The 24,598-nt window shown below is 41.7% G+C and carries 25 protein-coding genes and 1 other RNA gene; 19 read left to right on the top strand and 7 right to left on the bottom strand.

Annotation, left to right across the window (positions count from 1 at the left end; translation table 11 throughout):
* Window positions 1-66: 66 nt before the first annotated feature.
* From FFM67_RS08455 to FFM67_RS08445, 3 genes are all read left to right on the top strand, one after another.
* The gene (locus FFM67_RS08455; RefSeq protein WP_137614138.1) at window positions 67-2,268 is read left to right on the top strand and encodes a PBP1A family penicillin-binding protein; all 2,202 of its coding nucleotides are present in this window, start codon (window positions 67-69) and stop codon (window positions 2,266-2,268) included.
* 68 nt (window positions 2,269-2,336) lie between these two features.
* On the top strand, window positions 2,337-2,678 hold the full coding sequence (locus FFM67_RS08450; RefSeq protein ID WP_137614137.1) for a YlbF/YmcA family competence regulator: 342 nt from the start codon (window positions 2,337-2,339) through the stop codon (window positions 2,676-2,678).
* 263 nt (window positions 2,679-2,941) lie between these two features.
* Window positions 2,942-4,075, top strand: a complete 1,134-nt coding sequence (locus FFM67_RS08445) for a serine hydrolase domain-containing protein (protein WP_137614136.1) — start codon at window positions 2,942-2,944, stop codon at window positions 4,073-4,075.
* Between the two features lie 50 nt (window positions 4,076-4,125).
* Here the strand turns inward: FFM67_RS08445 and FFM67_RS08440 are convergent, their stop codons facing one another.
* Complete coding sequence (locus FFM67_RS08440) at window positions 4,126-4,308, bottom strand: hypothetical protein (RefSeq protein WP_137614135.1); 183 nt, start codon at window positions 4,306-4,308, stop codon at window positions 4,126-4,128.
* Between the two features lie 207 nt (window positions 4,309-4,515).
* On the opposite strand from FFM67_RS08440, the gene FFM67_RS08435 reads away from it, so the two are divergent.
* The 10 genes from FFM67_RS08435 (at window position 4,516) to FFM67_RS08390 (ending at window position 17,207) form a co-directional block, all read left to right on the top strand.
* Window positions 4,516-5,697, top strand: a complete 1,182-nt coding sequence (locus FFM67_RS08435; RefSeq protein WP_137614134.1) for a metallophosphoesterase family protein — start codon at window positions 4,516-4,518, stop codon at window positions 5,695-5,697.
* Entirely contained in the window at window positions 5,687-8,317 is a 2,631-nt protein-coding gene (locus tag FFM67_RS08430) for an ATP-binding protein (RefSeq protein ID WP_137614133.1), read from the top strand. The genes FFM67_RS08435 and FFM67_RS08430 overlap by 11 nt, the downstream gene beginning before the upstream one ends.
* Window positions 8,314-9,258, top strand: coding sequence for a 3'-5' exoribonuclease YhaM family protein (locus tag FFM67_RS08425; protein ID WP_137614132.1), 945 nt, complete (start codon window positions 8,314-8,316; stop codon window positions 9,256-9,258). Before FFM67_RS08430 ends, FFM67_RS08425 begins: the two co-directional genes overlap by 4 nt.
* Window positions 9,259-9,358: 100 nt before the next feature.
* Window positions 9,359-9,865 (top strand): GNAT family N-acetyltransferase, encoded by a 507-nt coding sequence (locus FFM67_RS08420; protein ID WP_137614131.1) that lies wholly within the window; start codon window positions 9,359-9,361, stop codon window positions 9,863-9,865.
* Window positions 9,866-9,972: 107 nt separating this feature from the next.
* On the top strand, window positions 9,973-12,399 hold the full coding sequence (locus FFM67_RS08415) for an HAD-IC family P-type ATPase (RefSeq protein WP_137614130.1): 2,427 nt from the start codon (window positions 9,973-9,975) through the stop codon (window positions 12,397-12,399).
* Window positions 12,400-12,520: 121 nt separating this feature from the next.
* Window positions 12,521-14,014: a phosphohexomutase domain-containing protein gene (locus tag FFM67_RS08410; RefSeq protein WP_137614129.1), complete on the top strand. Its 1,494-nt coding sequence runs from the start codon at window positions 12,521-12,523 to the stop codon at window positions 14,012-14,014.
* A gap of 83 nt (window positions 14,015-14,097) precedes the next feature.
* Window positions 14,098-14,451, top strand: a complete 354-nt coding sequence (locus FFM67_RS08405) for an iron-sulfur cluster biosynthesis family protein (protein ID WP_137614128.1) — start codon at window positions 14,098-14,100, stop codon at window positions 14,449-14,451.
* 111 nt (window positions 14,452-14,562) lie between these two features.
* The gene (gene sapR / locus FFM67_RS08400; protein ID WP_137614127.1) at window positions 14,563-15,234 is read left to right on the top strand and encodes a two-component system response regulator SapR; all 672 of its coding nucleotides are present in this window, start codon (window positions 14,563-14,565) and stop codon (window positions 15,232-15,234) included.
* A gap of 11 nt (window positions 15,235-15,245) precedes the next feature.
* Window positions 15,246-16,268: a two-component system sensor histidine kinase SapS gene (gene sapS / locus FFM67_RS08395; protein ID WP_137614126.1), complete on the top strand. Its 1,023-nt coding sequence runs from the start codon at window positions 15,246-15,248 to the stop codon at window positions 16,266-16,268.
* Window positions 16,269-16,343: 75 nt separating this feature from the next.
* Complete coding sequence (locus FFM67_RS08390) at window positions 16,344-17,207, top strand: GRP family sugar transporter (RefSeq protein WP_137614125.1); 864 nt, start codon at window positions 16,344-16,346, stop codon at window positions 17,205-17,207.
* Between the two features lie 78 nt (window positions 17,208-17,285).
* Here FFM67_RS08390 and FFM67_RS08385 read toward each other — a convergent pair whose 3' ends face one another.
* Both FFM67_RS08385 and FFM67_RS08380 read right to left on the bottom strand, forming a co-directional pair.
* Complete coding sequence (locus FFM67_RS08385) at window positions 17,286-18,476, bottom strand: toxic anion resistance protein (protein ID WP_137614124.1); 1,191 nt, start codon at window positions 18,474-18,476, stop codon at window positions 17,286-17,288.
* A gap of 65 nt (window positions 18,477-18,541) precedes the next feature.
* Window positions 18,542-19,195, bottom strand: a complete 654-nt coding sequence (locus FFM67_RS08380; RefSeq protein ID WP_137614123.1) for a 5-bromo-4-chloroindolyl phosphate hydrolysis family protein — start codon at window positions 19,193-19,195, stop codon at window positions 18,542-18,544.
* A 305-nt stretch (window positions 19,196-19,500) separates the two neighbouring features.
* On the opposite strand from FFM67_RS08380, the gene FFM67_RS08375 reads away from it, so the two are divergent.
* From FFM67_RS08375 to FFM67_RS08360, 4 genes are read left to right on the top strand one after another with little or no spacing between them, the layout of a single operon-like run.
* Window positions 19,501-20,070: an NUDIX hydrolase gene (locus FFM67_RS08375; protein WP_137614122.1), complete on the top strand. Its 570-nt coding sequence runs from the start codon at window positions 19,501-19,503 to the stop codon at window positions 20,068-20,070.
* Between the two features lie 45 nt (window positions 20,071-20,115).
* On the top strand, window positions 20,116-20,400 hold the full coding sequence (gene macP / locus FFM67_RS08370; RefSeq protein ID WP_137614121.1) for a cell wall synthase accessory phosphoprotein MacP: 285 nt from the start codon (window positions 20,116-20,118) through the stop codon (window positions 20,398-20,400).
* A gap of 20 nt (window positions 20,401-20,420) precedes the next feature.
* The gene (locus FFM67_RS08365) at window positions 20,421-21,113 is read left to right on the top strand and encodes a 5'-methylthioadenosine/adenosylhomocysteine nucleosidase (RefSeq protein WP_137614120.1); all 693 of its coding nucleotides are present in this window, start codon (window positions 20,421-20,423) and stop codon (window positions 21,111-21,113) included.
* A gap of 52 nt (window positions 21,114-21,165) precedes the next feature.
* The gene (locus FFM67_RS08360; RefSeq protein WP_137614119.1) at window positions 21,166-21,711 is read left to right on the top strand and encodes a cysteine hydrolase family protein; all 546 of its coding nucleotides are present in this window, start codon (window positions 21,166-21,168) and stop codon (window positions 21,709-21,711) included.
* 48 nt (window positions 21,712-21,759) lie between these two features.
* Here FFM67_RS08360 and FFM67_RS08355 read toward each other — a convergent pair whose 3' ends face one another.
* On the bottom strand, window positions 21,760-22,434 hold the full coding sequence (locus tag FFM67_RS08355; protein WP_137614118.1) for an HAD family hydrolase: 675 nt from the start codon (window positions 22,432-22,434) through the stop codon (window positions 21,760-21,762).
* Between the two features lie 135 nt (window positions 22,435-22,569).
* Here FFM67_RS08355 and crcB point away from each other — a divergent pair, with 135 nt between their 5' ends.
* On the top strand, window positions 22,570-22,947 hold the full coding sequence (gene crcB, locus FFM67_RS08350) for a fluoride efflux transporter CrcB (protein ID WP_137614117.1): 378 nt from the start codon (window positions 22,570-22,572) through the stop codon (window positions 22,945-22,947).
* Entirely contained in the window at window positions 22,947-23,303 is a 357-nt protein-coding gene (locus tag FFM67_RS08345; protein ID WP_137614151.1) for a fluoride efflux transporter FluC, read from the top strand. Before crcB ends, FFM67_RS08345 begins: the two co-directional genes overlap by 1 nt.
* A gap of 107 nt (window positions 23,304-23,410) precedes the next feature.
* Here FFM67_RS08345 and FFM67_RS08340 read toward each other — a convergent pair whose 3' ends face one another.
* The 3 genes from FFM67_RS08340 to ssrS form a co-directional block, all read right to left on the bottom strand.
* On the bottom strand, window positions 23,411-23,881 hold the full coding sequence (locus FFM67_RS08340; protein WP_137614116.1) for a universal stress protein: 471 nt from the start codon (window positions 23,879-23,881) through the stop codon (window positions 23,411-23,413).
* Window positions 23,882-23,938: 57 nt separating this feature from the next.
* Window positions 23,939-24,223 (bottom strand): hypothetical protein, encoded by a 285-nt coding sequence (locus tag FFM67_RS08335; RefSeq protein ID WP_137614115.1) that lies wholly within the window; start codon window positions 24,221-24,223, stop codon window positions 23,939-23,941.
* A 66-nt stretch (window positions 24,224-24,289) separates the two neighbouring features.
* Window positions 24,290-24,483: non-coding RNA, 6S RNA (ssrS, locus tag FFM67_RS08330), on the bottom strand.
* Window positions 24,484-24,598 lie beyond the last annotated feature (115 nt).

Raw genomic sequence — 24,598 nt, 5'->3', positions numbered from 1 at the left:
TCACGCGGCGAGTAGAGAATATATGGTACACTATGTCTGAATTTTGTAGAGAATGGAGATCGAAAAATGGATTTTCAGGAATTTTGGCGCAAGTTTAAAGATGGAGCAAAAGTGTTTTGGCAGCAGTTCCGCAATGGCACCAAAACATTTTGGCAATGGATCAAGCCGTACTTGATTCGTTTTCATCATTGGCGCAAACGTATTTGGAAAAAATATCATATTAATAAAATTTTGCTCTTATTAACGTTAGTCGCTGTTTTAGTCATGAGTGTCTATTTATTTATTTTAGCAAAATCAGTAGATGTTGAAACGTTACAATCGAGTCTGAAACAATCGACCGTCGTCTATGACGAAAAAAATGAACAAGCGGGTAGTCTGTACGGACAAAAGGGAACGTATGTGGAGAGTGATCAGATTTCTTCGAATTTAAAAGATGCTGTCGTCTCCACTGAGGATCGCAACTTTTATAATCACCACGGGTTTGACATCAAAGGGATCGCACGAGCGGCTTTAGGGCTAGTCACCTCAGGACATATTACCGGCGGAGGAAGTACGATCACCCAGCAGTTGGCGAAAAATGCCTACTTGAGTCTCGATCAAACGTTGGAACGAAAAGCCAAAGAAATTTTTATGGCGATCGAGATTGAAAAGAAATACGACAAAGACCAAATTTTGACCATGTATCTGAACAATGCCTATTTTGGGAATGGGGTCTGGGGGGTGCAAGACGCTGCCCGGAAGTATTTTGGTGTTGATGCCAATCAAGTGACCGTTGGTGAAGCGGCGACGATCGCGGGAATGCTGAAGGGTCCGGGGATTTACAATCCGATTGATCATTTGGACAATGCAATTGACCGTCGTAACACAGTACTGTCGGTAATGGTTGAAAATGGTAAATTGACCCAAGAGCAGGAGAATCAGGCGAAAGCCACTGATCTTGGCTCGGAGCTGAGTGATACTTATACCTCTGCGGATGCAGGTTATCGTTATCCTTCTTATTTTGATGCGGTGATTGATGAAGCGGTAGAGAGATATGACATGTCTGAAAAAGATTTACTGAACAAAGGCTATAAAATCTATACCTCATTAGATCAAGACTATCAAAAGCAAATGGAAGCTGTCTATCAAAATAATGCAAACTTTCCAGCCGATGCCGCAGATGGGGCGATGCCGCAATCTGCTTCAGTAGCCTTGGACCCTAAAACCGGCGGCGTCCAAGCATTGGTGGGTCGACGGGGCGAGCATATTTTCCGTAGCTATAATTTCGCGACTCAGATGCAACGTTCACCAGGATCAACGATGAAACCGTTAAGTGTCTATTCGCCAGCATTAGAATCTGGCTACAAGCCGGACAGTATCTTAAGAGACGAACCTCAGTCCTATTACAAAGCGAAAAACTACGATGGCACCTATCAAGGGGAAGCGCCGATGTATCAAGCAGTAGCGCAAAGCTTGAACTTGCCAGCAGTATGGCTATTGCATGAGATCGGTTTGAACAAAGGCTACAATAAAGCAGAAGAATTTGGCATTCCTTTAAGCAAATCGGATAAATATTATGGTTTAGCGTTAGGTGGTTTGGAAAAAGGCACGTCACCGATGCAAATGGCAGCCGCTTATGGTGCTTTTGCTAATCAAGGTCGAGTGTATCAGCCGCACTTAGTAACGAAAATCATTGATTCTACTGGCGCTGTTTTAGTCGATAATGGCTCACCAAAATACGATCAAGTGATTTCGAAGGAAGTCGCCAATGAAATGACCAGTATGCTGTTAGGCACTTTTTCAAACGGAACAGCTGCACAAGCGGCACCAGCCGGCTTCACTGTTGCCGGCAAGACCGGAACAACCGAAACTAACTTTGACGCGAATAAAGTCAACGACCAATGGGTTATTGGCTATACACCAAATGTCGTGATCTCAACTTGGTTAGGTTTCGAAAAAGTCAGCGAGACGCATTATTTAAGCGGTACGAGTGGTTCAGAGGTCGGTCAGGTCTTTAAGGCGGAGGCAGAATCGATCTTGCCGTATGCTGGACAATATTCCTTTGATGTAGCAGATGCTTATGCGACCGGCGGAAAAGTGGTGGCAGCGGATCAAGTCAATCAAAGTGGTCAAGAGGTAGATACGAATAAGTGGCGAGAAGAATTGAAAGATATTGGCGGCAAAGCCAGTGAAGGCGCAGCGAGCTTCTTTGAAAAAGCCAAGGAAGGCGCCAATAAGTTAAAAGAAAAAGGCCAAGAATTGTGGCAGCAATATCAACCAGGAAATTAGGGTATGAACCCGTTTCCATTCATGTTACAATAAAAAAGTAACTTTTATAGAAAATGAGGGATTAAATAATGGCAAATATTTACGATTCAGCAAACGGGTTAGAACGTGAAATCCGTGAACTACCAGAATTCAAATCTTTAGAAGAAGCATTCGCAGAACTTAAGAAAAATGAATCCGCATATGCAGCCTTCAAAGACTTCCAAGCTTTCCAACAAAGCTTGCAAGAAAAACAAATGCGCGGTGAAGATTTCAGCGATGAAGATGCTGAAAAAGCACAAGCGTTAGCAGAAAAAGTTCAACAAGAAGAATTGATCAACGAATTAATGGTGAAAGAACAAGCCTTCAGCGTGATCGTCAACGACTTGAACCGCATCATTATGACGCCAATTCGTGAATTGTACGAAGGATAATTGAATAGCAGAAAAAGAGTTTGTGACCATTTATAGTCACAAACTCTTTTTGATTTATTAAGGGAGTATACATTCTTTACGATTGAAAATACTCAAGGAATAGCTTTAGCTCGTACGATAAGTAGTACGAGCTTGTTTGCTTATTGTTAGCTGAAGGAGTGCATATAGCCGTTCTTACGAACAATATTGTAAGGTGAGGAAAAAGACCAGAAATTTTACTTGGAACTTGCTATACTTCCAACTATAAGGATGGCGAGTGAAAAATGAAAAAAAGTATTTTCGCGGTAGCAGCCGTAATCGTGTTAGCAGGCGGCATCATTTGGTACACCCAAGGAACGAGTCACGAAACAGAGAAGGCTGTATCGGCGAACACAAAAAGCACTTCAACCAGCTCAACAATAAAAGAAACTGTAGAATCAATCGAGCCAAAAAAAATCCCAAAAGTTACGTTACCCGTGACAGACAACCAAGAACTAGATACTTTCTTAAAGGAAAAACAGTTTTCTGGGACAGCTTTGGTGGTTCGAAAGGGTCAAGTTATTTTGAATCAATCTTATGGTTTGGCGAATCAGGAAAAACAAATAAAAAATACGCCCACCACTCGCTATTATATTGGTTCTGCTCAAAAGGCGATCATTGCAACCGCAATTTTACAATTAGAGCAGGCCGGTAAGTTAAGTATCAATGATCCAGTAGCGAAATACTTGGCTAATTTTCCGAATGGACAACAAATCACCTTGAAAAATCTCTTGAACCACACTAGCGGACTGACTGGACGGAAAGAAGGCAGTGAAAAGATTTTACCGCAAGCGATCGTGGAAGAGATCGAGGCCGCCGGCAGTGACTCGGCGATTGGAACCTGGCATTATTCAGACAGTAATTATGCCGTGTTAGCCTATTTGGTGCAACAGCTCAGTCATCAAAGTGTCGCTGAATATGTCCAAGCTAATATTTTTAAGCCTGCGAATATGCAGGATTCCGGCTTTTATCAAAGCACCGATCCAATCGAAAATGTAGCAGAGAGCTATAAAGCAAAGAATGGCCAAGTCGAAAAGGTGGAATTGCCGGATCTTTCTCAATTATTCGGAGCAGGGGATATCTACACGACAGCGACGGATTTTTATTTATTTGACCAAGCGCTGATGCAAGGAAAATTGATCAATCCAGCGGAGCGGGAAAAAATGCTGACAGCCGGCAGTGAATCGACCTATGGGATGGGCTTTTACGTCAATCCTGGCAGTTATTCTAGTCATGGTGTATTGGGGGGCTTCAATACCATCAATACCTTTACTCATACTGGACTGACGGAGATCATTTTGTTAGCGAATACGAATCAAGTAGACTCCTTAGGTCAAACCGCGGATCATATTTATGAAGTATTGAATCAAATGGAATAAAAAAAGTTAGAAACGGTCACTCGTTAGGAGCGGCGTTTCTAACTTTTTTATTAAAAGAATTTTTTGAATTGATCCATCACACCATCAAATTTTCCTGACTTCAATAGTACTTTCGCTTTGTCATAGTAATCGCCTAATTCATCTTTATGGTCTTCGATAAATTCTTTGGCTTTCTCGATATTTCCTTCATTCAATAGTTCTTTGATTTTCTTTACTAGTTCGTCTTTATCCATCCGTATCACTCCCTTTGTGCTTTTATTTTAGTTGATTTTGCTTTTTTTTTCGAGGATTTATCATTTCAATATCTTTGGTGAAAGACGAACAAACTTTCGCTTTTTTTATGGTAAAATAATTAAGATTGAGTTTCAGCCTTTCTCTCGAAATCGTTAAGAGTGAGAAGAGTGTTACTAGTTACTTTGTATGGATAAGGAGGAGAGAAAATGAAATTTTTACACGCAGCAGACCTGCATTTAGATCGCTCCTTTGAAGGATTGACAAAGATGCCGGAAGACTTTCAACAACAGCTGACAGCGGCTAATCAAAAAATGCTGCAAAATATTGTTGATACAGCGATTGATCAAGCGGTAGATTTCATTTTATTGGCAGGGGATACCTTCCATCAAAATCGCCCCACATTAAAAACACAGCGCTATTTTTTTCAGGAGATGGCTCGCTTAACGGAAGCGCAGATCCCGGTCTTTATGAATTTTGGGAATCATGATTTTTATCAAGCAGATCGTTATTGGTTTGCTTTTCCTGAGAATATCCAGCTATTTGCGGATGAGCAAGTCGAAACGAAACAGCTAGTGACTAAAGCAGGAGAGCAGATTGCAATTACCAGCTTTAGTTATCAGCACCCGACGATTGAAGCGGCAATGATCGAGGGCTTTCCTGTCAAAGGCGCAGCCGATTTTCATATTGGGATGTATCATGGCGGACAACTGCCTTATGCTCCAGTTCAATTATCGGAATTGTTAACCAAAGGCTATGATTATTGGGCATTGGGACATATCCATGTGCCGCAAGTTTTAACAGAAGAGCCCTACGTGATCTATCCTGGAACCCCTCAAGGGCATACCCAAAAAGAAGTGAATCTGGCTGGAGTGACACTAGTAGAATCTTTAGGCAATCGCCTAGTCTGTCGGACACTTTCCGTCGAAGCAATTCGTTGGGAAAAACGCAGGATTTCTTTAGCCGGTCTACGGCAACCACGAGAAATTTTTTCATTGGTACAAAAATTATCCACAGAACTGCCTACCTTGTTGCATTTGGAATTTAGTGAGACAGAAGGGATCGGTGATGAGTTCGCGTATCAACTTGCTTCAGGAGAATTATTAGAAGCGCTACAAGAGGAAGTCGATTCAGGTATTTTTCTATGGCAAGTGACACTAGCTGATGCTCCGGTGACGCGACCCTATTTGGCAGTGGAAAAAAACTTGATTGATCAACTAATAGCTACTTATCAGGAGCCGGATGTATTTAGCGACTTACTTAGTGAATTGGAACAAAATCCGCAGCTGCATCGCTTGATGGATCAAGCATTTAAAGCGACGACGATCGAAGGATTAAAAGAAAAAATGGCGCAAAGCTATCAGTTTAGGAGGGAAGCTGATGTGGATTAAAAAAGCGGAGATCACTAGCTTTGGCAAGTGGCGCCAGCAGACGTTTTTATTTGAAGCAAAAAATCAGTTGGTCTACGGCTTGAATGAAGCCGGCAAATCGACATTGTATCAATTTATCCAAGCGATTTTATTCGGTTTTCCTACCAAGCGTAAAAAGGGTCAAGATTATACACCTAACGATGGCAGCGGTTTTGGCGGTCGTTTGCTGCTGGTCCATCCAGTTTACGGAACGGTGACTGTTGAGCGGTATAAAACGAAAAATAAAGGTAAAGCAAAGATTTGGCTAGCCGATGGTCAACAAGGAGAAGAAGACTTGCTGGAAAAAATTCTCTATCCATTAAACCTTCAGCTCTTTCGCCAAGTTTTTACGTTTCAACAGGAGCAACTGCAGCAACTAGAAACATTGAATGAAGAAAATTTGCATGAGGCACTAATTTCTCTAGGGCTTTCCGGTAGCAATGAATTATTCGAACAACGCTTACAGCTGAAAAATAATTATGAAAGTCTTTATCGGCCCCGTGGCCGCAAGCAACCCTTGAATGTAGCGTTGCAAAATTATCAAAGTCTGCAACAAAAGATCAAAGAAAAGGAAGCGCAAGAAGCGGGCTATCAGCAATTAGTCCGACAAGCCGATGAAGAAAAGCTGCAAGTGGCTCGTCAAGTCGGGAGGAATCGCCAGTTGCAAGAGCAGCAACTAGCCTTGGAGCAGCAACGGCTGAATTGGTCTGGCTATGCGGAATTCTTAGGGTTGAAAAAAATGAATCTGGATCTGTCAGCGACTGAGCCGGAGCAAGCGCAATTACAAGAATTTTATCAAGAATACCAGCAGTTAATGAAGGAACAGGAAAAATTACACGGCGCACTGCAGCAGCATAGTGGCAACCAAGAATCTGCTCGGTACTATTTCTATTTAGAAAATGAAACGAAGATTCAGCAATTATTAACAGAACAAGTCGCCATGAATCGAATGCTGGATGAGGAGCAACGGATCGCGGTGAAGCTGGCTCAAGCTAGTGAACTTCCAGCAAAGTGGCAGCAAACGCCGCCACGCCCATTTGCTGATGAGACAGCGATCCACCAGCTTTTTGCCCCCTTGCAAGAGGTGCAAAAAACATTGGAAGAACAACAGATTCAGCTGCGGCTAGTTAAGGAACAGCGTGATCAAGCCGAAGTCAGTCTCAATGACTACGAAAAAAAGCATCCGGAACTTTTTAATCCCCAAAAGAAACAACCGTGGCTGTTGATCGCAGCAGTTGCAGCAATAGTTGTGGCCTTCATACTGCCACCTCCTTTCCGGTATCTTTTGCTCGTGGCAGCAGCCGTTTGCGGGATCATCGGAGGAGTGAAACGAAATAAACCGGCAGACAAAGGAACTTGGCAAGAAAAATTAGGTCAGCTGGATATTTACGAAGGTCAGCTGGTGGAAATTACTAAAAAAAATGCGTTGAGTCAGGGAAAAGAACAGCAGTTGCTTGCACACATCCAAAAAGAATTGCAGCAACGAAATTTCTCTAGCTTGGAACAGAAATTTTTGGTTATCCAAGAAAATCAGCAAGCACAAAGTTATTTAGCACGGCTTCAGTCTAGTGCGGAGCTAGGAGAGCGACAATCTGCTTTACGCCAAAAGCTGATGCAGCAAGAACAACGCTTTGACTTTTTAGCCGAGTGGTTACCATTGCATGAAAAAAATTTATCTGAGAAATTTGTAACCTTAGCTACCTTTGTGAAGGAAATGGAGCAGATTCGTTTTGCTCAGACTTATCAGGAAAATACGGTCTTGCAACAGCGGATCCATGAAACGCAAAAGCAGCAACAACAATTGTTAGAACAGCAGCAAAAATTATTGGAAAAATTTCAATTGGCGTACCCGTCAGAGATCCCAGCCTTTTTACAACGGGAAACAGAGCTTAGCCGTAAGCAAGCGCGCTTGCGGGAATTGACGGAAAGCGTGGTGCCGTTGTTTGCAGAAGAGACTAGCCTTGTAGAAATTGAGCAGTCTTTGGGTATCTTACAACAGGAGCTTCAAGCTGGCGAAGTCGAGCTGTTGAAGATGCAAGAACAAGAACAGCGTTCCCGTTTGCAGATCCAGCAAATGCAGGCTGACGGTACTCTAGACACGCTTTATCAGCAGGCCAGTCAGCAGCAAGCACTAGTTGAACAATTAACGATGGCGTACGCGGTGGCGAAGCTAGAAAACCAATTGCTGCAAGATCTAGCTACTGAACTGTCAGAACAACAACTACCGGAATTATTAAAACAAGCAACTAGTTATTTCCAACTGCTGACCAATAATGACCACAGCCGTTTAGATTTTAACGAAGGATTATTGACGGTGGATCAGCTGAGTCTCTATAATCTTTCCACCGGGACGAAAGACCAGGTGATGATGGCGTTTCGTTTTGCTTATTTAGCGTTGCAGCAAAAGCATCCCTTGTGTCCTGTGATCATAGATGATGGCTGGTTGCATTACGATCATCAGCGAAAATATCAATTTGCGAAATTATTACAGCAATTCAGCGAAAATTATCAAATCATTTGTTTGTCATCTGACCAAGAAATGGTAAGCTATTATCAAAAGCTTCACCAGCCAGTCTGGGAATTGAAGGGAGTTCAACGATGAAAAAGATCAAAGAATTAACGGTTGACGAGCAATTTGAAATGTATGTACTGATCAAAAATGCCGATGTCCGTTTAGCTAAAAATGGGAAAAAATTTATCGCCTTTACTTTCCAAGATACTTCAGGAACAGTTGACGGAAAATTTTGGGATGCGTCAGAAGAAGAAATTAAACGCTATAAAGCCGGACAAGTCGTCTTGTTAACAGGGAAGCGTGAAATGTATCAAGGCAATCCACAAGTCAAGATCCTGCACTTGCGAACTACCAAACCCGAGGAGCCCAATGATCCTGCTTTATATATGGAACGGGCACCGATCAAGCGTGAAGAGATGGAAGAAGAAATCAATCAGACCTTGTTTGAAATTACGAACGCTCATTGGAATCGGATCGTTCGCTATCTTCTGAATAAATACCAAAAAGAATTTTTCGAATTTCCGGCGGCCAAACGGAACCATCATGCCTTTGCCGGTGGGTTGGCCTTTCACACATTGACTATGCTGCGCTTAGGCAAAGCAATCGCAAAAGAATACCCGCAGCTAAATGCGTCACTGCTATACGCTGGGATCATCATTCATGATTTAGGAAAAGTCATTGAGTTATCCGGCCCTTCATCCACCGAATATACGGTCGTAGGTAATCTTGTCGGTCATTTGGTGCTAGTGGATGAAGAAATCACCAAAGCCTGTATAGAATTGAAAATCAATGACGCGGATGAAGATGTGGTCGTTCTACGCCACATGGTGCTTTCTCATCATGGCTTGTTGGAATACGGTTCGCCTGTTCGTCCACGGATCATGGAGGCCGAGATTTTGCATCAGATCGATAACATTGATGCTTCGATGCAGATGCTTTCCAGTGCTGTTAAAAATGCAGAGCCAGGCACCTATACCGAACGGATCTTTGGAATGGACAATCGCAGCTTTTATGTTCCAAAAGATATTTAAAGTAACAGCTGCGACAATAATGTAAAACGTAGGGCCGAGACAATTTATTGTTTCGGCTTTTTGTAACTTGTTTGAGACTAGCTGTTAGGAGGAAACATAGATGATTGAGACGAAACGATTATTCCTGCGGGAGTTGCAGGTGTCAGACCTACCTGCTCTAAAAAAAATCTTACAAGATGAAGAAACAATGACAGCGTATGAAGGGGCCTTTGATGATCAAATGGTTCAGAATTGGTTGGAAAAGCAATTAATGAATTACCAGCGAGACGGTTTTGGCTTATGGGCGGTGGTTTTAAAAGAGACGGATGAAATGATCGGACAATGCGGGTTAACGTGGCAACTCGTTGGAACGGATCAAATTTTAGAGATTGGCTATTTATTTCAGCGCGAATTTTGGCACCAAGGCTATGCCATTGAGGCGGCGCGAGCTTGCAAAAAATATGCCTTTGATGAATTACAGGTACAGGAGATTTTTTCGATTATTCGTGATACGAATCGAGCTTCCCAAAAAGTTGCAGAGAGAAATGGGATGAGTCGACGCCAAAAAATTGTCAAACATTATCGAGGTGTAGAGATGCCTCATGACGTGTATTCGATTCAAAAATAAGGGAATGGCTCTGTCCCGACTTAAAATGAAAGTCGTGTTAAGATACTGATAGAGAAAAAATTCGCTGTCAATGGCGTTTTGCGACAAATGAGATGAGGTGAAACCGGATGAAGAAAAAAACAGATATTCAAACGGTGGAGGAAGAATTTGACTTTGATACAGTGGTGATTCCTGATGATTTAGCTGGATTGACAGAGGCCGAAGTCCAACAAAAAATCCAACAAGATCAGACCAATCGAGTGGAAGAAAATTTATTGAAGTCAGACAAAGAAATTATTAAAGAAAACACTATCAATATTTTTAATATACTGAACTTCGTTTTGGCATTGCTAGTGTTACTCGTGGGTTCACCAAAAAACACATTGTTTTTCGGTGTGGTGGTGATTAATACGTTGATTGGGATCATCCAAGAGCTGCGAGCGAAGCACACAATCGATAAATTATCCGTCTTGGCTAAAAGTAAAGCAGTTGTGTTAAGAGGCGGTCAGCTCCAGCAGATCGATCAGGAAGCGATCGTCTTAGGCGATGTACTTTATTTACGCAACGGTGATCAAGTGCCGGTGGATGGTAAATTATTGGCAGGCGAGGGCGTTGAAGTCGATGAATCCTTGCTGACTGGAGAAGCGGATCGCGTTCAAAAAAGTCAGCGAGATCAATTATTTAGTGGGAGCTTCGTTACAGCTGGCGAATGTTTTTATCAAGGAACAGCGGTGGGAAAAGAAAACTTCGCGGAGCAATTAACGAGTGAAGCGAAGGCGAAAAAAACGGGCAGCTCTGAACTGACTAAGGTACTAAGTCGAATGATCGCCGTCTTGACGATCGTGATTGTTCCAGTAGGACTAGGCTTGTTTTATAGTCAGTACCAAGCCTCAGATTCGATCAAACAAGCGGTATTAGGCACCGTTGCGGCATTAGTCAGTATGATTCCAGAAGGCCTGATGCTATTGACAAGTGTCGCCTTCGCGGTTGGAGCAGCAAACTTGGCAAGGAAAAAAGTGCTGGTTCAGGCGTTGCCGTCGATTGAAACATTGGCACGGGTAGACGTAATCTGTTTGGATAAGACCGGTACAATTACAGATGGCACCTTGAAATTTGAAGAGGCAGTATTAGAAGATATTTCAGACAGCCGTCTAAATACCATCATGGGCTCATTATTGAATCAATTAAAGGATCAAAATGCGACTGCTAAAGCGTTGCGGGAGGCATTTCCTACCAGAGACGAGTGGCAGGCGGAAAAGGTCGTTCCTTTTTCTTCTGCTCGCAAATGGAGCGGGGTTACCTTTAAAGAACAAGGGAGTTTTGCTTTTGGTGCACCAGAATTTATTTTCAAAAAGATGTCAGCAGAAATGCAAAGTAAGCTTCAACCTTATTTGGCAGCGGGTCAGCGGGTCTTAGTGTTAGTCGAGTATCCTGGACTGCTGGAAGAAGAAATGATCGAAGAACCACGTTTGTTGGCGACACTGATCATTTCAGATAATTTAAGAGAAAATGCGCGGGCAACCTTTGGCTACTTTGTTCAACAAGACGTTCAATTAAAAGTGATTTCTGGGGATCATCCTTTGACTGTTTCAAAAATCGCCCAAAAGGCTGGGATTCAAAATGCAGAAGCCTTTGTGGATATGTCCAGTCTAGATGAACCAATCGATTATCCAACACTGGTTAATCACACGACAGTATTTGGTCGCGTGACGCCGAAGCAAAAGCAGTCCTTGATTCAAGCCTTGAAAAAAAATCATACCGTCTGTATGACCGGTGATGGGGTAAATGACGTTTTGGCATTACGAGAAGCGGACATCGGCGTGGCAATGGCCAATGGTAGTAGTGCGGCTCGTGCGGCGGCAGATGTTATTTTGCTGGATTCAGACTTTGCTCGGATGCAAACGGTGCTAAATGAAGGTCGGCGAGTGATTAATAACATTGAACGAGTGGCTTCGATGTATTTAGTCAAAACGATTTATTCATTAATCTTGGCGGTGATCTTTATGATTCTAACCAATCCATATCCCTTCGAGCCGGTCCAATTAACTCCAATCAATGCATTGACGGTCGGCATTCCATCTTTCTTCCTGGCCTTGAAACCAAGCTATGAACGAATCAAAGGGGATTTCTTAAATAATATTTTCCGCGTTTCCTTACCGGGAGCTTTGACCGTGGTAAGTGCAGTGATGATTATCCAATTAGCGGCGCTTTTATTTCATTTAGATTATCAAGCCACTTCAACGATGTCGGTCTTTTTAACCGGCTGTGTGGGTCTTTTAGTCTTATATAAAGTCTCATTCCCACTAGATAAGAAAAAAATTGCGTTGATCGCCGTTTTAAGTACAGCCTATCTCAGCTGCTATTTATTCTTTAGAGAATTTTTTGACTTCGATAAACTTTGGAACCGTAATTTGTTTTTTGTAATTCCTTTGACCTTTGGGATTTACTGGTTGTTTAAAGGATTGACCTTCGTGATGGACAAGCTAGTGGCTTGGCGAATTCGTTGGCAAGAAAAACGCAGGGCGAAAAAAAATCCCTCTTCACGTGTGTTTTAAACGAATTGAATACATGAAATGTTAAAAAATCCCGGAAAAGGCTTTCTTTTTCGGGATTTTTGGTATAATGAACTAAAAGACCGATAGAAAGAAAATTTGATTGAAAGAAGGCGACGCAGTAATGGAATTAACGAAATTGCAAAATGGCTCAGATATTCGTGGAATCGCTATCACAACAGAGGATAAAATCAAAAATTTGGGGACGGATCAGGCTCGTTTGATTGCCCAAGGAATTTTGAATTGGTTAACGGACAAAGGGACCGAACGTCCATTTAAAATCGGAATCGGTCACGACAGCCGCTTGACGGGACCAGAATTAAAAACGGCTATGATCGGCGTTTTTACAGCGGCGGGCTGTGAAGTTTTGGATTTTGGCTTAGCGACGACACCGGCTTTATTTATGGCGACGCAGTTTGAGGAATTCGCTTGTGATGCGGGCATTATGTTGACGGCTAGCCACTTACCCTTTTATTTCAATGGTATCAAAATCTTCAGTCAAGCTGGCGGTGCGGAAAAAAGTGATATCGCCTTCATTCTAACTCATACCGAAGCGGCAGAAAAAGCAGCGGGCAACGTCAAGTCCGCGGATTTATTGTCTCGTTATGCCGCAGATCTTGTAGAAAAAATTCAGCAAGGCAGCGGCAGTGTTCGGCCTTTGGAAGGTATGAACATTGTTGTCGATGCCGGTAATGGGGCCGGCGGCTATTTCGCCGATAAAGTACTCGCGGTCTTAGGTGCAGATACAACCGGTTCACAATTTTTAGAACCGGATGGACATTTTCCAAATCACATTCCCAATCCAGATAATAAAGAAGCAATGGCCAGTATCAAGCAGGCCGTGTTAGACAATCAAGCGGATCTCGGTGTAATTTTTGATACCGACGTCGATCGGTCAGCGATCGTTTCGAAAGACGGGCAAATGATCAATCGTAATAATTTGATTGCAGTTTTAGCGGCAATCGTTTTACAGGAGCATCCTGGCAGCACAATCGTGACGAACTCGCCAACTTCGGATCATTTAAAAGCTTTTATCGAAGAAAAGGGCGGACAGCAATACCGCTATATTTCCGGTTATCGTAACGTGATCAATAAAGCGATTGAATTGAATGAAGCTGGGACAGATTGCCAGCTAGCGATTGAAACCAGCTCTCACGCTGCGTTTAAAGAAAATTACTTCTTAGATGATGGTGCCTATGTGATTGCCAAAGTGTTGATGCTCTTACCGAAGCTGCAAAAGGAACAGCGGGCGTTGACGGATCTAATGGCGGAGTTGGAGCAGCCCGCTGAGACCTTAGAAATTCGTTATCCAATCAGTGGAGAAGAGTATAAAGCAATCGGACAGCAAATGATTCAACGCTTCCGGGAAGAATTACCAAAGCACGCCGGCTTCACGGAAAATCCAGAAAATCAAGAAGGGGTTCGTTTCTCGATCAACGATCCTTATGGCAAGGGCTGGATGCTGTTACGTTTAAGCCTGCATGAGCCACTCTTGGTGATGCAAGTAGAGAATGACCAAGCCGGTCAGATAAAGCGACAATTACCAATTTTCCGTGAGTTGTTAGCACAAGAAAGCAACATCGATATCACAACGCTGGACCAACAAATAAACAAGTAAAATTGCTTGCAAAAATCGTTTCTTAGTCTGATGATAAGCATTAGATGAAGGAACGATTTTTTTATTAAAAAGGAGCGAGAAGAATGAACATTACACTTGATGAAGCAGCGAAGGAAAAAGTATTGAGCCATTTAGACAAGGACAAATTATTACTATTAACCTTTGAAGATGGTGTGGGGGCTTATTCTCAGCATGCCATGATCCATATGCAGACACAATTTTCGATTAACATTATTTCACAAGAGATGGAAAAACCGGATTATGATGAAAAGATTCCTTCAAATGTCGGTAATTTTTGGATCAAAGGGTATTCAAAAGAAGATTTGCAGGAAGAGATGACGATCAAGTTCAATTCTCGTCTCAGCACCTTTAGTTTATCTGGAGAAGGCGGCTTGATCGACGACAATCTTGGCTTTATTGATTTTACTAAAAATTAAAAGAAGAAGGGTCGGCTTTCATTTTTTTACTTTTCTTTGATATGATGGAACAAAGCTTTTAAGCAGTCATTGATTGAACTTGAGAGCAGATCGATAGAAGGAAGTGGAAGCATGGCAAAGATCATGATCGTGGAAGACGAAGCGGTGATCCGTCAATTAATTGGTGAAGAATTAACGAAGTGGAAGTTCGATGTTTTTCAAGTGACGGACTTCAATCAAGTCTTTGAGGAGTTCGAACAAGCAGCGCCACAACTGGTTTTGTTAGATATTAATTTGCCAGTCTATGATGGGTATTATTGGTGTCAAAAAATTCGTGAAGTTTCGAAAGTTCCGATTATTTTTATTTCTTCTAGGAATACGAACATGGATCAGATCATGGCGATGAATATGGGAGCGGATGATTACATCACAAAACCCTTCCAAGTTGATATTTTAGTGGCGAAGATTAATGCGTTGTTACGTCGTTCTTACAATTACGCAGAAAGCGGCGAGGAATTAGAACACAATGGGATCAGCTTGAACATTGATAACAGTAGCATGACGATCAATGGTGAAGTAGTGGATCTAAGTAAAAATGAATACCGTCTGCTGTTTATCTTAATGAAGCAGCACGGAAAGATTTTGAGCCGCGATAAATTGCTACGAGCGTTGTGGGATGATGAGCGTTTCGTTGATGACAATACCTTAACGGTCAACATCAATCGCTTGCGTCGTAAAATCGAACAAGCAGGCATTGAGGATTACATCCAAACAAAAGTCGGACAAGGCTACATTGTCCCGTAAAAGGAGTAGCTATGACATTTTTAAAGTATTTAAAGGACCGCCTGCTGGTTTTTGTCGGCTGGGCCCTTCTAAGTTTATTGCTGGTCTTTATGATTTGGCTGACCCCTGGGCTGCAGGGCTTTTGGGGAAATCTTAGCTACTTATTGATTTTACAATTGTTTTTACTGTTTCTTTTTTTCACGATCGACTATCAGCGACGAAAAAAATGGTTCAAAGCCTTTGATGAGCAAGAGGAATCCCATTTGCAGCATTTTGTAGCAGCGGCAACGACCAATGAAGAACAGCTGCTGCAAGAATACGTGAATCGGCAAGTACGGGAACATCATCTGACGATGGAGCAATTATTGGATAGTCAGAAGGATCAGAAGGATTATATGGATTCTTGGATTCATGAGATCAAGGTGCCGCTGGCGGCGGTGGATTTGATTTTAAATTCGATCGAGTTTGACATTCCCGATGATAAATTCGTCCTGCTGCAAAATGAGATTCAGCAAATCGATGAATACGTGGAGCAGATCTTGTATTACTCTCGTTCAGATGCATTCGTTAACGATTACTTGATTCAAGAGTATTCCTTAAAAAAAATTATCCAACCCATCATTCGTAGTCAGGCGAATTATTTTATCCAAAAAAATCTACAATTAACCTTGTCTGAAGAGGACGCAAAAGTCTTAACCGACGCGAAATGGATCGAGTTTATTTTTCGCCAGTTATTAAGTAACGCTATTAAGTATACTCCGGATCATGGCGAGATCAGTATTGCGGTTGCAGTCAAAAGAGGAGGTGTCGCCTTGAGTCTGCAAGACAACGGGATGGGTATCCCGCCAGAAGACTTAGGTCGAATTTTTGATAAAGGTTTTACTGGCGAGAATGGTCGTAAGGCCCAGCAGCACTCCACAGGACTTGGCTTGTATTTAGCTAAGCGATTGGCAGAAAAGTTAGGCGTAGGATTGACCGCCGAATCGACGATGAATGAAGGGACTAAAATGACGCTATTTTTCCCTCGATTAGATTATTTTCATGAAGAACGTTAATTTTTTTGTTTTTGATTGCCAAATTTCCTTTTTTTCGCTAAACTGTTCCAGTTGTGAATTGAAGGGAGTAAGGTTATGAGTATTTTAATTGCCCTAGTGCCGATGGTGGCGTGGGGAAGCATTGCTTTGGTCAGCGGAAAATTAGGCGGTGACGCCAATCAGCAAACCTTAGGAATGACGATGGGCGCTTTTGTCTTTGCATTAGTGACCTTTTTTATTGTTCAGCCGGCAATGAGTGGTTGGATTTTGTTAATCGGTTTTTTGTCAGGACTTTTTTGGTCTGTTGGTCAAAACGGTCAGTTTCACGGGATGAAATTCATGGGAGTTTCGGTGGGCTTGCCCATTTCAACCGGGTTTCAATTAATTTTGAATACCGTCGCCGGTGCTGTATTCTTTCATGAGTGGACGAAGACCAAAGATTTTGTCTTAGGATTTATTGCATTAGCTTTCTTAGTGTTAGGGGCTTATTTAACGGCTCGTAAAGATGACGAAAGTGGCGTAGAGACGGATAATGGCATGTTGAACTTCGGCAAAGGGTTTCGTGCGCTGATTTTCTCAACCCTGGGTTATGGTGTCTATACAATCATTATCACATGGGCAGGGCTTAATCCATTGGCGATCATTCTGCCGCAAAGTGTCGGCATGTTAGTTGGTGCCAGCTTCTTTGCTTTCAAAAAAGCCAAAGTCGATCGCTATGTCTGGCGCAATATGGCTTCTGGATTATTATGGGGCATCGGGAATGTTTGTATGTTGTTAAGTGTCCAAAATATCGGTTTAGCCATCGGGTTTTCATTGTCACAAATGGGGATCATTATCTCAACATTAGGTGGGATCTTCCTGTTGGGGGAACACAAGACGAAAAAAGAAATGTATTATGTGATTATCGGCTGTCTGCTGATTATTCTTGGCGGCGTCGTGTTAGGATATATGAAAGCCTAGAAACGCGTAGTAATTATAAGCTAAAAAATCAGCCTACCGAATATCGGTAGGCTGATTTTTTACTAGTAACTTTCTGGACTAGTGTCCAGAGTTTAAGTCCATTAGTTTTTGTTTCAAATCGTTTTCCATATGACCAATCTCGATCTCTGCGGCTTGTCGACGTTCGCGCCCTTCTTTTTGGATGCGTAAGGTTTCTTCTAATGTTTCCACCAGATCGTTTTGCGTCTGTTGTAAAGTATCCAGATCGACGATTCCGCGCTCGTTTTCTTTGGCAGTCTCGATGGTTGAAATCTTCAGCATCTCAGAATTTTTCTTCAATAGGTCATTCGTTGTTTCCGATACTTGACGCTGTGCTGTGACGGCATCTTTTTGACGGAGCAAGGTCAAGGCAATGGCTACTTGGTTTTTCCATAAAGGAATTGCTGTATTGATAGAAGCTTGAATTTTTTCCGCTAACGCCTGATTCGTATTTTGAATTAAACGAATTTGGGGCGCTTGTTGAATCGTAATTTGACGAGCCAATTTTAGATCGTAAGTCCGTTTGTCTAAGCGATCTAAAAATTGTGAATAATCGTTCACGATTTGGACGTCCATTTGATCTCCTGAGGCCTGCGCTTTTTTGGTCGCTTCGGGGATCGTGGTCAGCTTCATTTCTTCGATCTTCAATTCGGCTGCGGCAATATAGATGTTCAAGGCATCAAAATAATCTTTATTCTTATTGTAAAGTGTTTCTAACATTTGGTTGTCTTTTAGTAACCCGTCTTTTTCGACATTTAGTTTCATGGCAATTTTGTCGATTTGAGCACCGATCTTTTGATACTTAGTAGTAATCTCATAAATCGATTGCTTGACCTTACCAAACATTTTTTGGAAAATATTGCCTTCGCCCACACGTAATTCATCCGGATTGGCTTCGTTTAGACGGTACATTAATTGGTTCAATGAATCACCGATAGGGCCAATGTCTTGTGAGGATACGGAATTCAGCATCGATTGCGAGAATTCACTTAATTTTGTTTGAGCGGTCGAGCCGTAGCTGATGACTGCTTGCGAATCATTGACATCGATTTTTTTTGCTAATTCCCGCGCTTGGGCTTGGCGTTCTTCCGGTAATTTATCCACTAAGCGGTCGGCTTGTTCCTGCGACTGCAAATGAGAAATTTCTTGCTGCTGAACCGGGGTTAAGGCGTCGGTGCCAAAAGGATTGCTTAATAAATCGTCTAACGTACTGTCAACTGGTTGCGTCTGTGTTTTATTTTCTGGTTCCACTCTGGTTCCTCCTGTTCGAAAAAAATCTAGCTTAAGCTAGATTTTTTTGTTTAGCTAATTTTAAGTTATTTTGTCGACAAATCGGGATCATGGTCAAGATTTTTTTTCGCGATAGAGAGTTCAACGTCCATATCTTCTAAATCCCCTGATACAAATTGTTGATAATCCTTCACAATTAAATCAGCCATTTGATCAATAATCTGTGCACTTTCTTCTAGTTTACCATAAACTTCTTTTGACTTTACTTCGTGACTGTTGATCTCGACATAATGGTCGGTCAAATCAACAATGTTCGGTAAATGGGTATAAAGAAATTGACTAGCCTCTGGTAATCGAGTCGGCTCTTTTACCAATTCTTTGAATAACGCCTTCGCTGCTTTCAACGTATCATGGCGTAAATCAATGGCTTTTAGCTTCGCGCTTTTTTGAACATTCTGTTGCAAACGTAAAACTTGTTGTTTTGAAAGATTCATCGTTTCACGGAACAATTCGATCTCACTTTCACTCATGCCGTTTTGTTTGTAATACGCTTCTTTTTCCTTCGTTAAAAATGGCACGTCTTCTTTTTTACGAGAACCCGTTCTTCCTTTAAAGCCGCTATAAATTAACCATCCACCAACAGCCAGCATTAAAAAGATGATAAAGTTGCCGAAATCCCCTTCAAAAAGGCAGAGAACACCGATTGCTGCGATGATTATCGGGAACAGTTTTCTTCGCATAATAATCCTCCTAGTCTGTAAAAACCCTTCACACTTATTTATTCAAAATACTTGATTTCTTTACAGGCTCATCATAGCATGAATTTCTATAGAATTAGTATGGGACTAAAGATGGATTTTTCATATTTAGAAAAAACGTAAGAAATTTCTGTGATACAATAAGGCAGAACCGTTGAGAAAAGCTTGCCGACTCGTTTTGCTCCTTCTGTTAGAAGAGCGCTAGGACGGTCTGCGGCTTGATATAGAACTAATTTTTCCACGAAAAATTAATTCCTTAGTATGAAAAAAGAGGAAAGGCTGTTGTTATGTTAGAGTATAAAGATTTCGAAGAAAAGACGATCAATCGTAAAGAATTGTTTAAGGGAAAGATCATCGAAGTGTATTTGGATGAGGTAGCCTTGCCAATGGGTGGAACAGCCAAGCGTGAGCTAGTTTTTCATCATGGCGGTGTCGGTATCATTCCTATTACGAAAGAAAACAAACTAATTATGGTTAAGCAGTTCCGTAAACCTTTAGAAAAAGTAGTTTTAGAAATTCCAGCTGGAAAAATTGATCCTGGCGAAGGACAGCATCCCGAAAAAACCGCTTTACGGGAATTGGAAGAGGAAACGGGCTTTACAACAGAAAAACTGAATTATGTTAATGAAATGTATTTATCTCCGGGTTTTTCGAATGAGAAATTATATATTTATAGTGCCACAGAATTGGTTAAAGTTGAAAATCCGTTACCACAAGATGAGGATGAAGTCTTAGAATTATACGAATTGACTTTGGAAGAAGCGAAGCAAGCGATTATTGATGGTACTATTTGCGACGCGAAGACTATTTTTGCGGTCAATTATTGGGAACTATTGATCCATCAGAATGAAATTTAAAAAGAAGAGGTTCGTTTCAATCTCGCTTGGGAGGAGAGGATGCGCATGAGTAAATCACCCCTGGTGACGCGTAGCGAAATGAGAAAGCGCAAAGAAGCGCAAGAGCGTTTAGCCGAAGAACAACGGCAAAGCGCTGAACGAGCGTATGAAAAAAAGCAAAAAGAAATCAGCAGTGTGTATCGTAAAGAGCTAAAAAAGAATAAACCCGTCACCAAGAGTCGCAGCAGCGAGCGGGCCAAACAAAAAGAACGTGGTAGTTTTTTGAATAAAGCAATCATTTTTGTATTGTTACTATTGATCGTTGTGATGTTGGCGGTATTCTTTATTTAATTAATGGGAGGAAAAGAACGATGAAAATTGGAATTATCGGCGCGATGGAGCCGGAGGTCAGAGCATTACGAGAAAGTTTAGGTCATCCTGTATCATGGGAACAATCAGGAGCTTTATTTATTTCGGGTAGTCTAGGAAATCATGAAGTAATTGTGGTACAGTCAGGGATCGGGAAAGTTTTAGCTTCGATTACTACGTCTGTATTGATTCAACAATATAAAGTTAACATGGTCATCAATACCGGAACAGCTGGCGGAATCGGAAGCGGCTTGGCGGTAGGAGATCTCGTGATTGCGGATAAAGTCGCTTACTTTGATGTTGATGCGACAACGTTTGGTTATCATATTGGACAAGTTCCAGGCATGCCTCTTTATTTTGAAAGCTCCACCTATCTGAAGAGTGAAATGCTGGAAGCTAGCAAAAAAATGAATCAAGAGGCCCAAGTAGGCTTAGTTGTTTCTGGCGATAGCTTTGTCAGCAGTGGTTCAAAAATTTATGAAATCAAAGCGGCCTTTCCGGATGCCTTGGCAGTGGAGATGGAAGGGGCAGCTATCGGACATACCGCTGCACAATTTGGTATTCCTTTTTTAATCGTACGAGCAATTAGTGATACAGCGGATGGCGAAGCAACGGAGACGCATGAAGAGTTTGTCAATCGGACGGGGACATTATCAGCACAGTTGGTTACAGAATTTGTTAACCATTTAGTTTAATGAACGGCAGCACAGATTCAATCAGTAAAAAGTTGACTAGGGGGAATAATCCATGCGAGCATTACTTTCAATTGATTATACGAATGACTTTGTAGCGACAGATGGGAAATTAACGACTGGGAAAGCCGGTCAAGCTATCGAAACAAATTTGGTTGACCTAACGAAAAACTATGTTGAACAAGGTGAGTTCGTCGTCTTTGCAATTGATGGCCACGACCCTAATGATCACTACCATCCGGAAAATAAATTGTTTCCGCCCCACAATGTGATCGGAACAAGCGGCCGCAAGTTATATGGCTCCTTGGCAGATTTTTATCAAGCGAATCAATCAGCGGAGACGATCTATTGGCTGGACAAGCGGCATTACTCCGCTTTTAGCGGAACAGACTTGGATATTCGTTTGCGGGAGCGGGGGATTACGGAGCTTTGTTTGACGGGTGTCTGTACCGATATTTGTGTTCTTCATACGGCAGTGGATGCTTACAACCTGGGCTATCAATTAGTGATCCCGGAGCGAGCAGTAGCCAGCTTTGATCCGACCGGACATGCGTGGGCATTGACGCATTTTAAAAATACGTTAGGTGCCACGATTATTTAAAAGAAAAAAACGGTTCCCCACCTTTCTAACGGAAAGTGGGGGCCATTTTTATTTTATATACATCGAGATAAAGTTGGTAAAGTCTTCGATCACCCCATCTTTTGCTAACCCTTCTGCTTCAAAAATTCCACGATTTTTACCAAAAGGATCGATGGCGACGATCGTTCCAATTTGCGCCCGCTGTGCGGCTTGTAATCCAGAGTAAGAGTCTTCGATGACTAAACAATTCGCAGGTGCTAGTTCAATTTTTTCAGCCGCGATCAAAAAGATATCCGGCGCAGGTTTACCGGGAAACGTCCCATTATGATAAACGATTTTTTCAGGATCAAACCATTTGGCTAAAGCAAAAGTTTCCCAATAAAAATCCATATTAACCTTAGGTGAGGCAGAGGCGATCGTCATAGGGATTTGGTGAGATTTTAACGCATCCAACGCGGAGTCTAATCCTTTTGTAAAGTGGATTCTCTCAGGATGGGCCAGAACGCGCTCGCGATAATAAGCTTCTTTCTCATCGGATAATTTCTCTACCTGCACATCTGTTAAGTCGGCAGAAATAAAGTGGCGTAAAATAATATCATTGGTTTTGCCATGAATCGAGTGAATAATGTCGGTTGCACTTAATTCATTTTTTGAATATTTTTTGATTATATGGATCCAAGCTTCCTCGTGAAGATCGGAATCTAAAAACATTGTTCCGTTAAAGTCGAAAATTATTCCTTGCATATGTCGCCCTCACTTTTTCATTGATAATCTTAGTTTAGCACTTTTTGAAAAAAGAAGATGAAAAGGTAGCATCATTTGCATCTTTATTTTAATCGTTTTATAGTGTTAAAGAATGAATTGATGGAGATGAATTGAATGCTAGACTATTTAGTCATTGCCCTATGTGCGTTTATCGGCGGTTCTGCCCGTTACTGGCTAGGTGTTTTTTTGCCAGCGGTTGGGGGCTTTCCGATTGGAACGCTTGCAGTAAATTTAATTGGCTGCTTTATTTTTAGCTGGGTGGTTAAACATATTATGAATGATATCGATATTTCGGGACGATTGGTCTTAGGCGTTGGCGTGGGCTTTTGTGGGGCGCTGACGACGTTTTCTTCTTTTGCTTTAGATACGATGAAATTGGTCCAAGCAGATCAAATTGGCTTGGCCTTTCTTTACCTAGTTCTGTCTTTTGTCGGAGGCTTGGCGATGACCTTTTTAGGTGAATCAATCTATCATAGAAGGGCGGCGCAGTGATGATTGAGACTGTGTTAGTCGGTAGCGGAGCGGCAATAGGCGCGATGCTGCGTTTCACTTTAAACAATTATTTTGAATCTCAAACGAAACGGTTGCCAAGATCGACCTTCTTTATTAATTTGACGGGTAGTTTATTATTAGGGATTTTTTTTGGCTTGCACTTGTCCGAGTCCATGTATCTTTTTTTAGGGACAGGAGTGATGGGGGGCTATACCACTTTTTCCACCTTTAATTTTGAGCTATTCATCCTTTGGAAAAATGACCGGTCGATGTGTTATCGCTATTTGATTGGCTCATATGGTCTAGGCTTGCTGTTGAGTTTTATTGGGATCGTGATTGGGTCGAAACTATCATAAGAAATAAATTAGTTAGTAGAAGCGATTTAAATTTAAAACGCCCCCTCCACTCGAAAGTTGTTTCTCGAGTGGAGGGGGCGTTTTTTTTACTTGTGCAAGTTGGAATATTATTCCTCTTTTTCAGGAATGTTGTTGTCTAAGTCGGTTCTTACGATTAATACATCACAGCCAGCGTTGCGAATGACGTATTCGGAGACTGATCCGATAAATAAACGTTCCACAGCATTTAAACCGGTGGCACCTAACATGATGAGATCAATTTGATTGCTTTCAGGAATTTGATTGGCGATCATAACCTTCGGAGCACCATATTCAATGACTTTGCTAATGTGTTCAACGCCGTTTTTTTTAGCCTCTGCTTCATAGTCATCTAATGTTTGTTTCGCCATATCCGTTGCTTGTTCAGCTAAAACATTATCGAAAGAGGAAACGGTTTGAAATGCCCGTGTATCAATCACGTGTGCTAGTAATAATTCTGCTTGATTCCGTTTCGCGACGTTTACCGCTTTTCTAAAAGCTAATTCTGCTTCGTTCGAACCATCGACTGCAACCATGATTTTACTATATTGTTGTTCCATCGTTCTCAACTCCTTTTCACCTCTTATTTTAAAACAAATACTGAAAAAATGGTACTGTTAGTCTTTTTTTGTTTTTGCTCCCATCAAGAGTGCGAAAACCGCTGCTACAACTAAAAGTAAAATTAAATACATCATGGAATACGACCGATTGTTCATAATGCCGATAATGATCGCCATCACACCGAGGACTGCATAGATCGACCCGAAGCGACGCAAAAATCCAAGAGATTCTGTTTGTTCCTCTTTACTAAACAAAAGGAGAAAGCCTTGAGGTCTTTTGATTAAGTAATAGCTGCAAAGCAATAAAATAAGTGCAAGTAAAAATAATAATATCCGAATCATTTTCTTCCCCCAATATAACAAAAAGCAATTTGCAGTACGCAAATTGCTTTCATTCCATAAAAAATGGAAAATTCCGTCGATGCCGTTATTCACCCGATAGTATTGATCCCGCAAGATACAGCAGGTGGGTTCCATGGTCTAAGTATCGAACTACCAAATGAAAAGGCATGTTACCAACTTTGACACAAGACGGATCCCAAGATATCAATAAAAATGTTCGGTCAACACTGAAGTAGGCAACGCGCACATCACAGAATTTCCATCTCAATCATAGCATAGTCATAACCGAGACGCAATGAATGGGACTTTGATATAAAACATTCGTTAGCCCAAAATGTTTACGTCTTCTATACGTATATTGTATAAAAAAGGAGG

The organism is Enterococcus viikkiensis (assembly GCF_005405345.1).
GTDB classification, from domain to species: domain Bacteria; phylum Bacillota; class Bacilli; order Lactobacillales; family Enterococcaceae; genus Enterococcus_A; species Enterococcus_A viikkiensis.
Note: the sequence above shows the minus strand (reverse complement) of the source record. Positions and strands in the feature narration are given on the sequence as shown.

What these genes read in the sequence shown, in the direction of transcription:
- FFM67_RS08415 (WP_137614130.1), top strand. Translation starts at nt 9,973, where the DNA reads ATGAAGAAAAAAACAGATATTCAAACGGTGGAGGAAGAATTTGACTTT.
- macP (WP_137614121.1), top strand. Translation starts at nt 20,116, where the DNA reads ATGAGTAAATCACCCCTGGTGACGCGTAGCGAAATGAGAAAGCGCAAA.
- FFM67_RS08360 (WP_137614119.1), top strand. Translation starts at nt 21,166, where the DNA reads ATGCGAGCATTACTTTCAATTGATTATACGAATGACTTTGTAGCGACA.
- FFM67_RS08355 (WP_137614118.1), bottom strand. Translation starts at nt 22,434, where the DNA reads ATGCAAGGAATAATTTTCGACTTTAACGGAACAATGTTTTTAGATTCC.
- FFM67_RS08425 (WP_137614132.1), top strand. Translation starts at nt 8,314, where the DNA reads ATGAAAAAGATCAAAGAATTAACGGTTGACGAGCAATTTGAAATGTAT.
- FFM67_RS08405 (WP_137614128.1), top strand. Translation starts at nt 14,098, where the DNA reads ATGAACATTACACTTGATGAAGCAGCGAAGGAAAAAGTATTGAGCCAT.
- FFM67_RS08430 (WP_137614133.1), top strand. Translation starts at nt 5,687, where the DNA reads ATGTGGATTAAAAAAGCGGAGATCACTAGCTTTGGCAAGTGGCGCCAG.
- FFM67_RS08420 (WP_137614131.1), top strand. Translation starts at nt 9,359, where the DNA reads ATGATTGAGACGAAACGATTATTCCTGCGGGAGTTGCAGGTGTCAGAC.
- FFM67_RS08340 (WP_137614116.1), bottom strand. Translation starts at nt 23,881, where the DNA reads ATGGAACAACAATATAGTAAAATCATGGTTGCAGTCGATGGTTCGAAC.
- sapS (WP_137614126.1), top strand. Translation starts at nt 15,246, where the DNA reads ATGACATTTTTAAAGTATTTAAAGGACCGCCTGCTGGTTTTTGTCGGC.
- FFM67_RS08440 (WP_137614135.1), bottom strand. Translation starts at nt 4,308, where the DNA reads ATGGATAAAGACGAACTAGTAAAGAAAATCAAAGAACTATTGAATGAA.
- sapR (WP_137614127.1), top strand. Translation starts at nt 14,563, where the DNA reads ATGGCAAAGATCATGATCGTGGAAGACGAAGCGGTGATCCGTCAATTA.
- FFM67_RS08335 (WP_137614115.1), bottom strand. Translation starts at nt 24,223, where the DNA reads ATGATTCGGATATTATTATTTTTACTTGCACTTATTTTATTGCTTTGC.
- FFM67_RS08455 (WP_137614138.1), top strand. Translation starts at nt 67, where the DNA reads ATGGATTTTCAGGAATTTTGGCGCAAGTTTAAAGATGGAGCAAAAGTG.
- FFM67_RS08435 (WP_137614134.1), top strand. Translation starts at nt 4,516, where the DNA reads ATGAAATTTTTACACGCAGCAGACCTGCATTTAGATCGCTCCTTTGAA.
- FFM67_RS08375 (WP_137614122.1), top strand. Translation starts at nt 19,501, where the DNA reads ATGTTAGAGTATAAAGATTTCGAAGAAAAGACGATCAATCGTAAAGAA.
- FFM67_RS08365 (WP_137614120.1), top strand. Translation starts at nt 20,421, where the DNA reads ATGAAAATTGGAATTATCGGCGCGATGGAGCCGGAGGTCAGAGCATTA.
- FFM67_RS08450 (WP_137614137.1), top strand. Translation starts at nt 2,337, where the DNA reads ATGGCAAATATTTACGATTCAGCAAACGGGTTAGAACGTGAAATCCGT.
- FFM67_RS08410 (WP_137614129.1), top strand. Translation starts at nt 12,521, where the DNA reads ATGGAATTAACGAAATTGCAAAATGGCTCAGATATTCGTGGAATCGCT.
- FFM67_RS08390 (WP_137614125.1), top strand. Translation starts at nt 16,344, where the DNA reads ATGAGTATTTTAATTGCCCTAGTGCCGATGGTGGCGTGGGGAAGCATT.
- FFM67_RS08445 (WP_137614136.1), top strand. Translation starts at nt 2,942, where the DNA reads ATGAAAAAAAGTATTTTCGCGGTAGCAGCCGTAATCGTGTTAGCAGGC.
- FFM67_RS08345 (WP_137614151.1), top strand. Translation starts at nt 22,947, where the DNA reads ATGATTGAGACTGTGTTAGTCGGTAGCGGAGCGGCAATAGGCGCGATG.
- FFM67_RS08380 (WP_137614123.1), bottom strand. Translation starts at nt 19,195, where the DNA reads ATGCGAAGAAAACTGTTCCCGATAATCATCGCAGCAATCGGTGTTCTC.
- crcB (WP_137614117.1), top strand. Translation starts at nt 22,570, where the DNA reads ATGCTAGACTATTTAGTCATTGCCCTATGTGCGTTTATCGGCGGTTCT.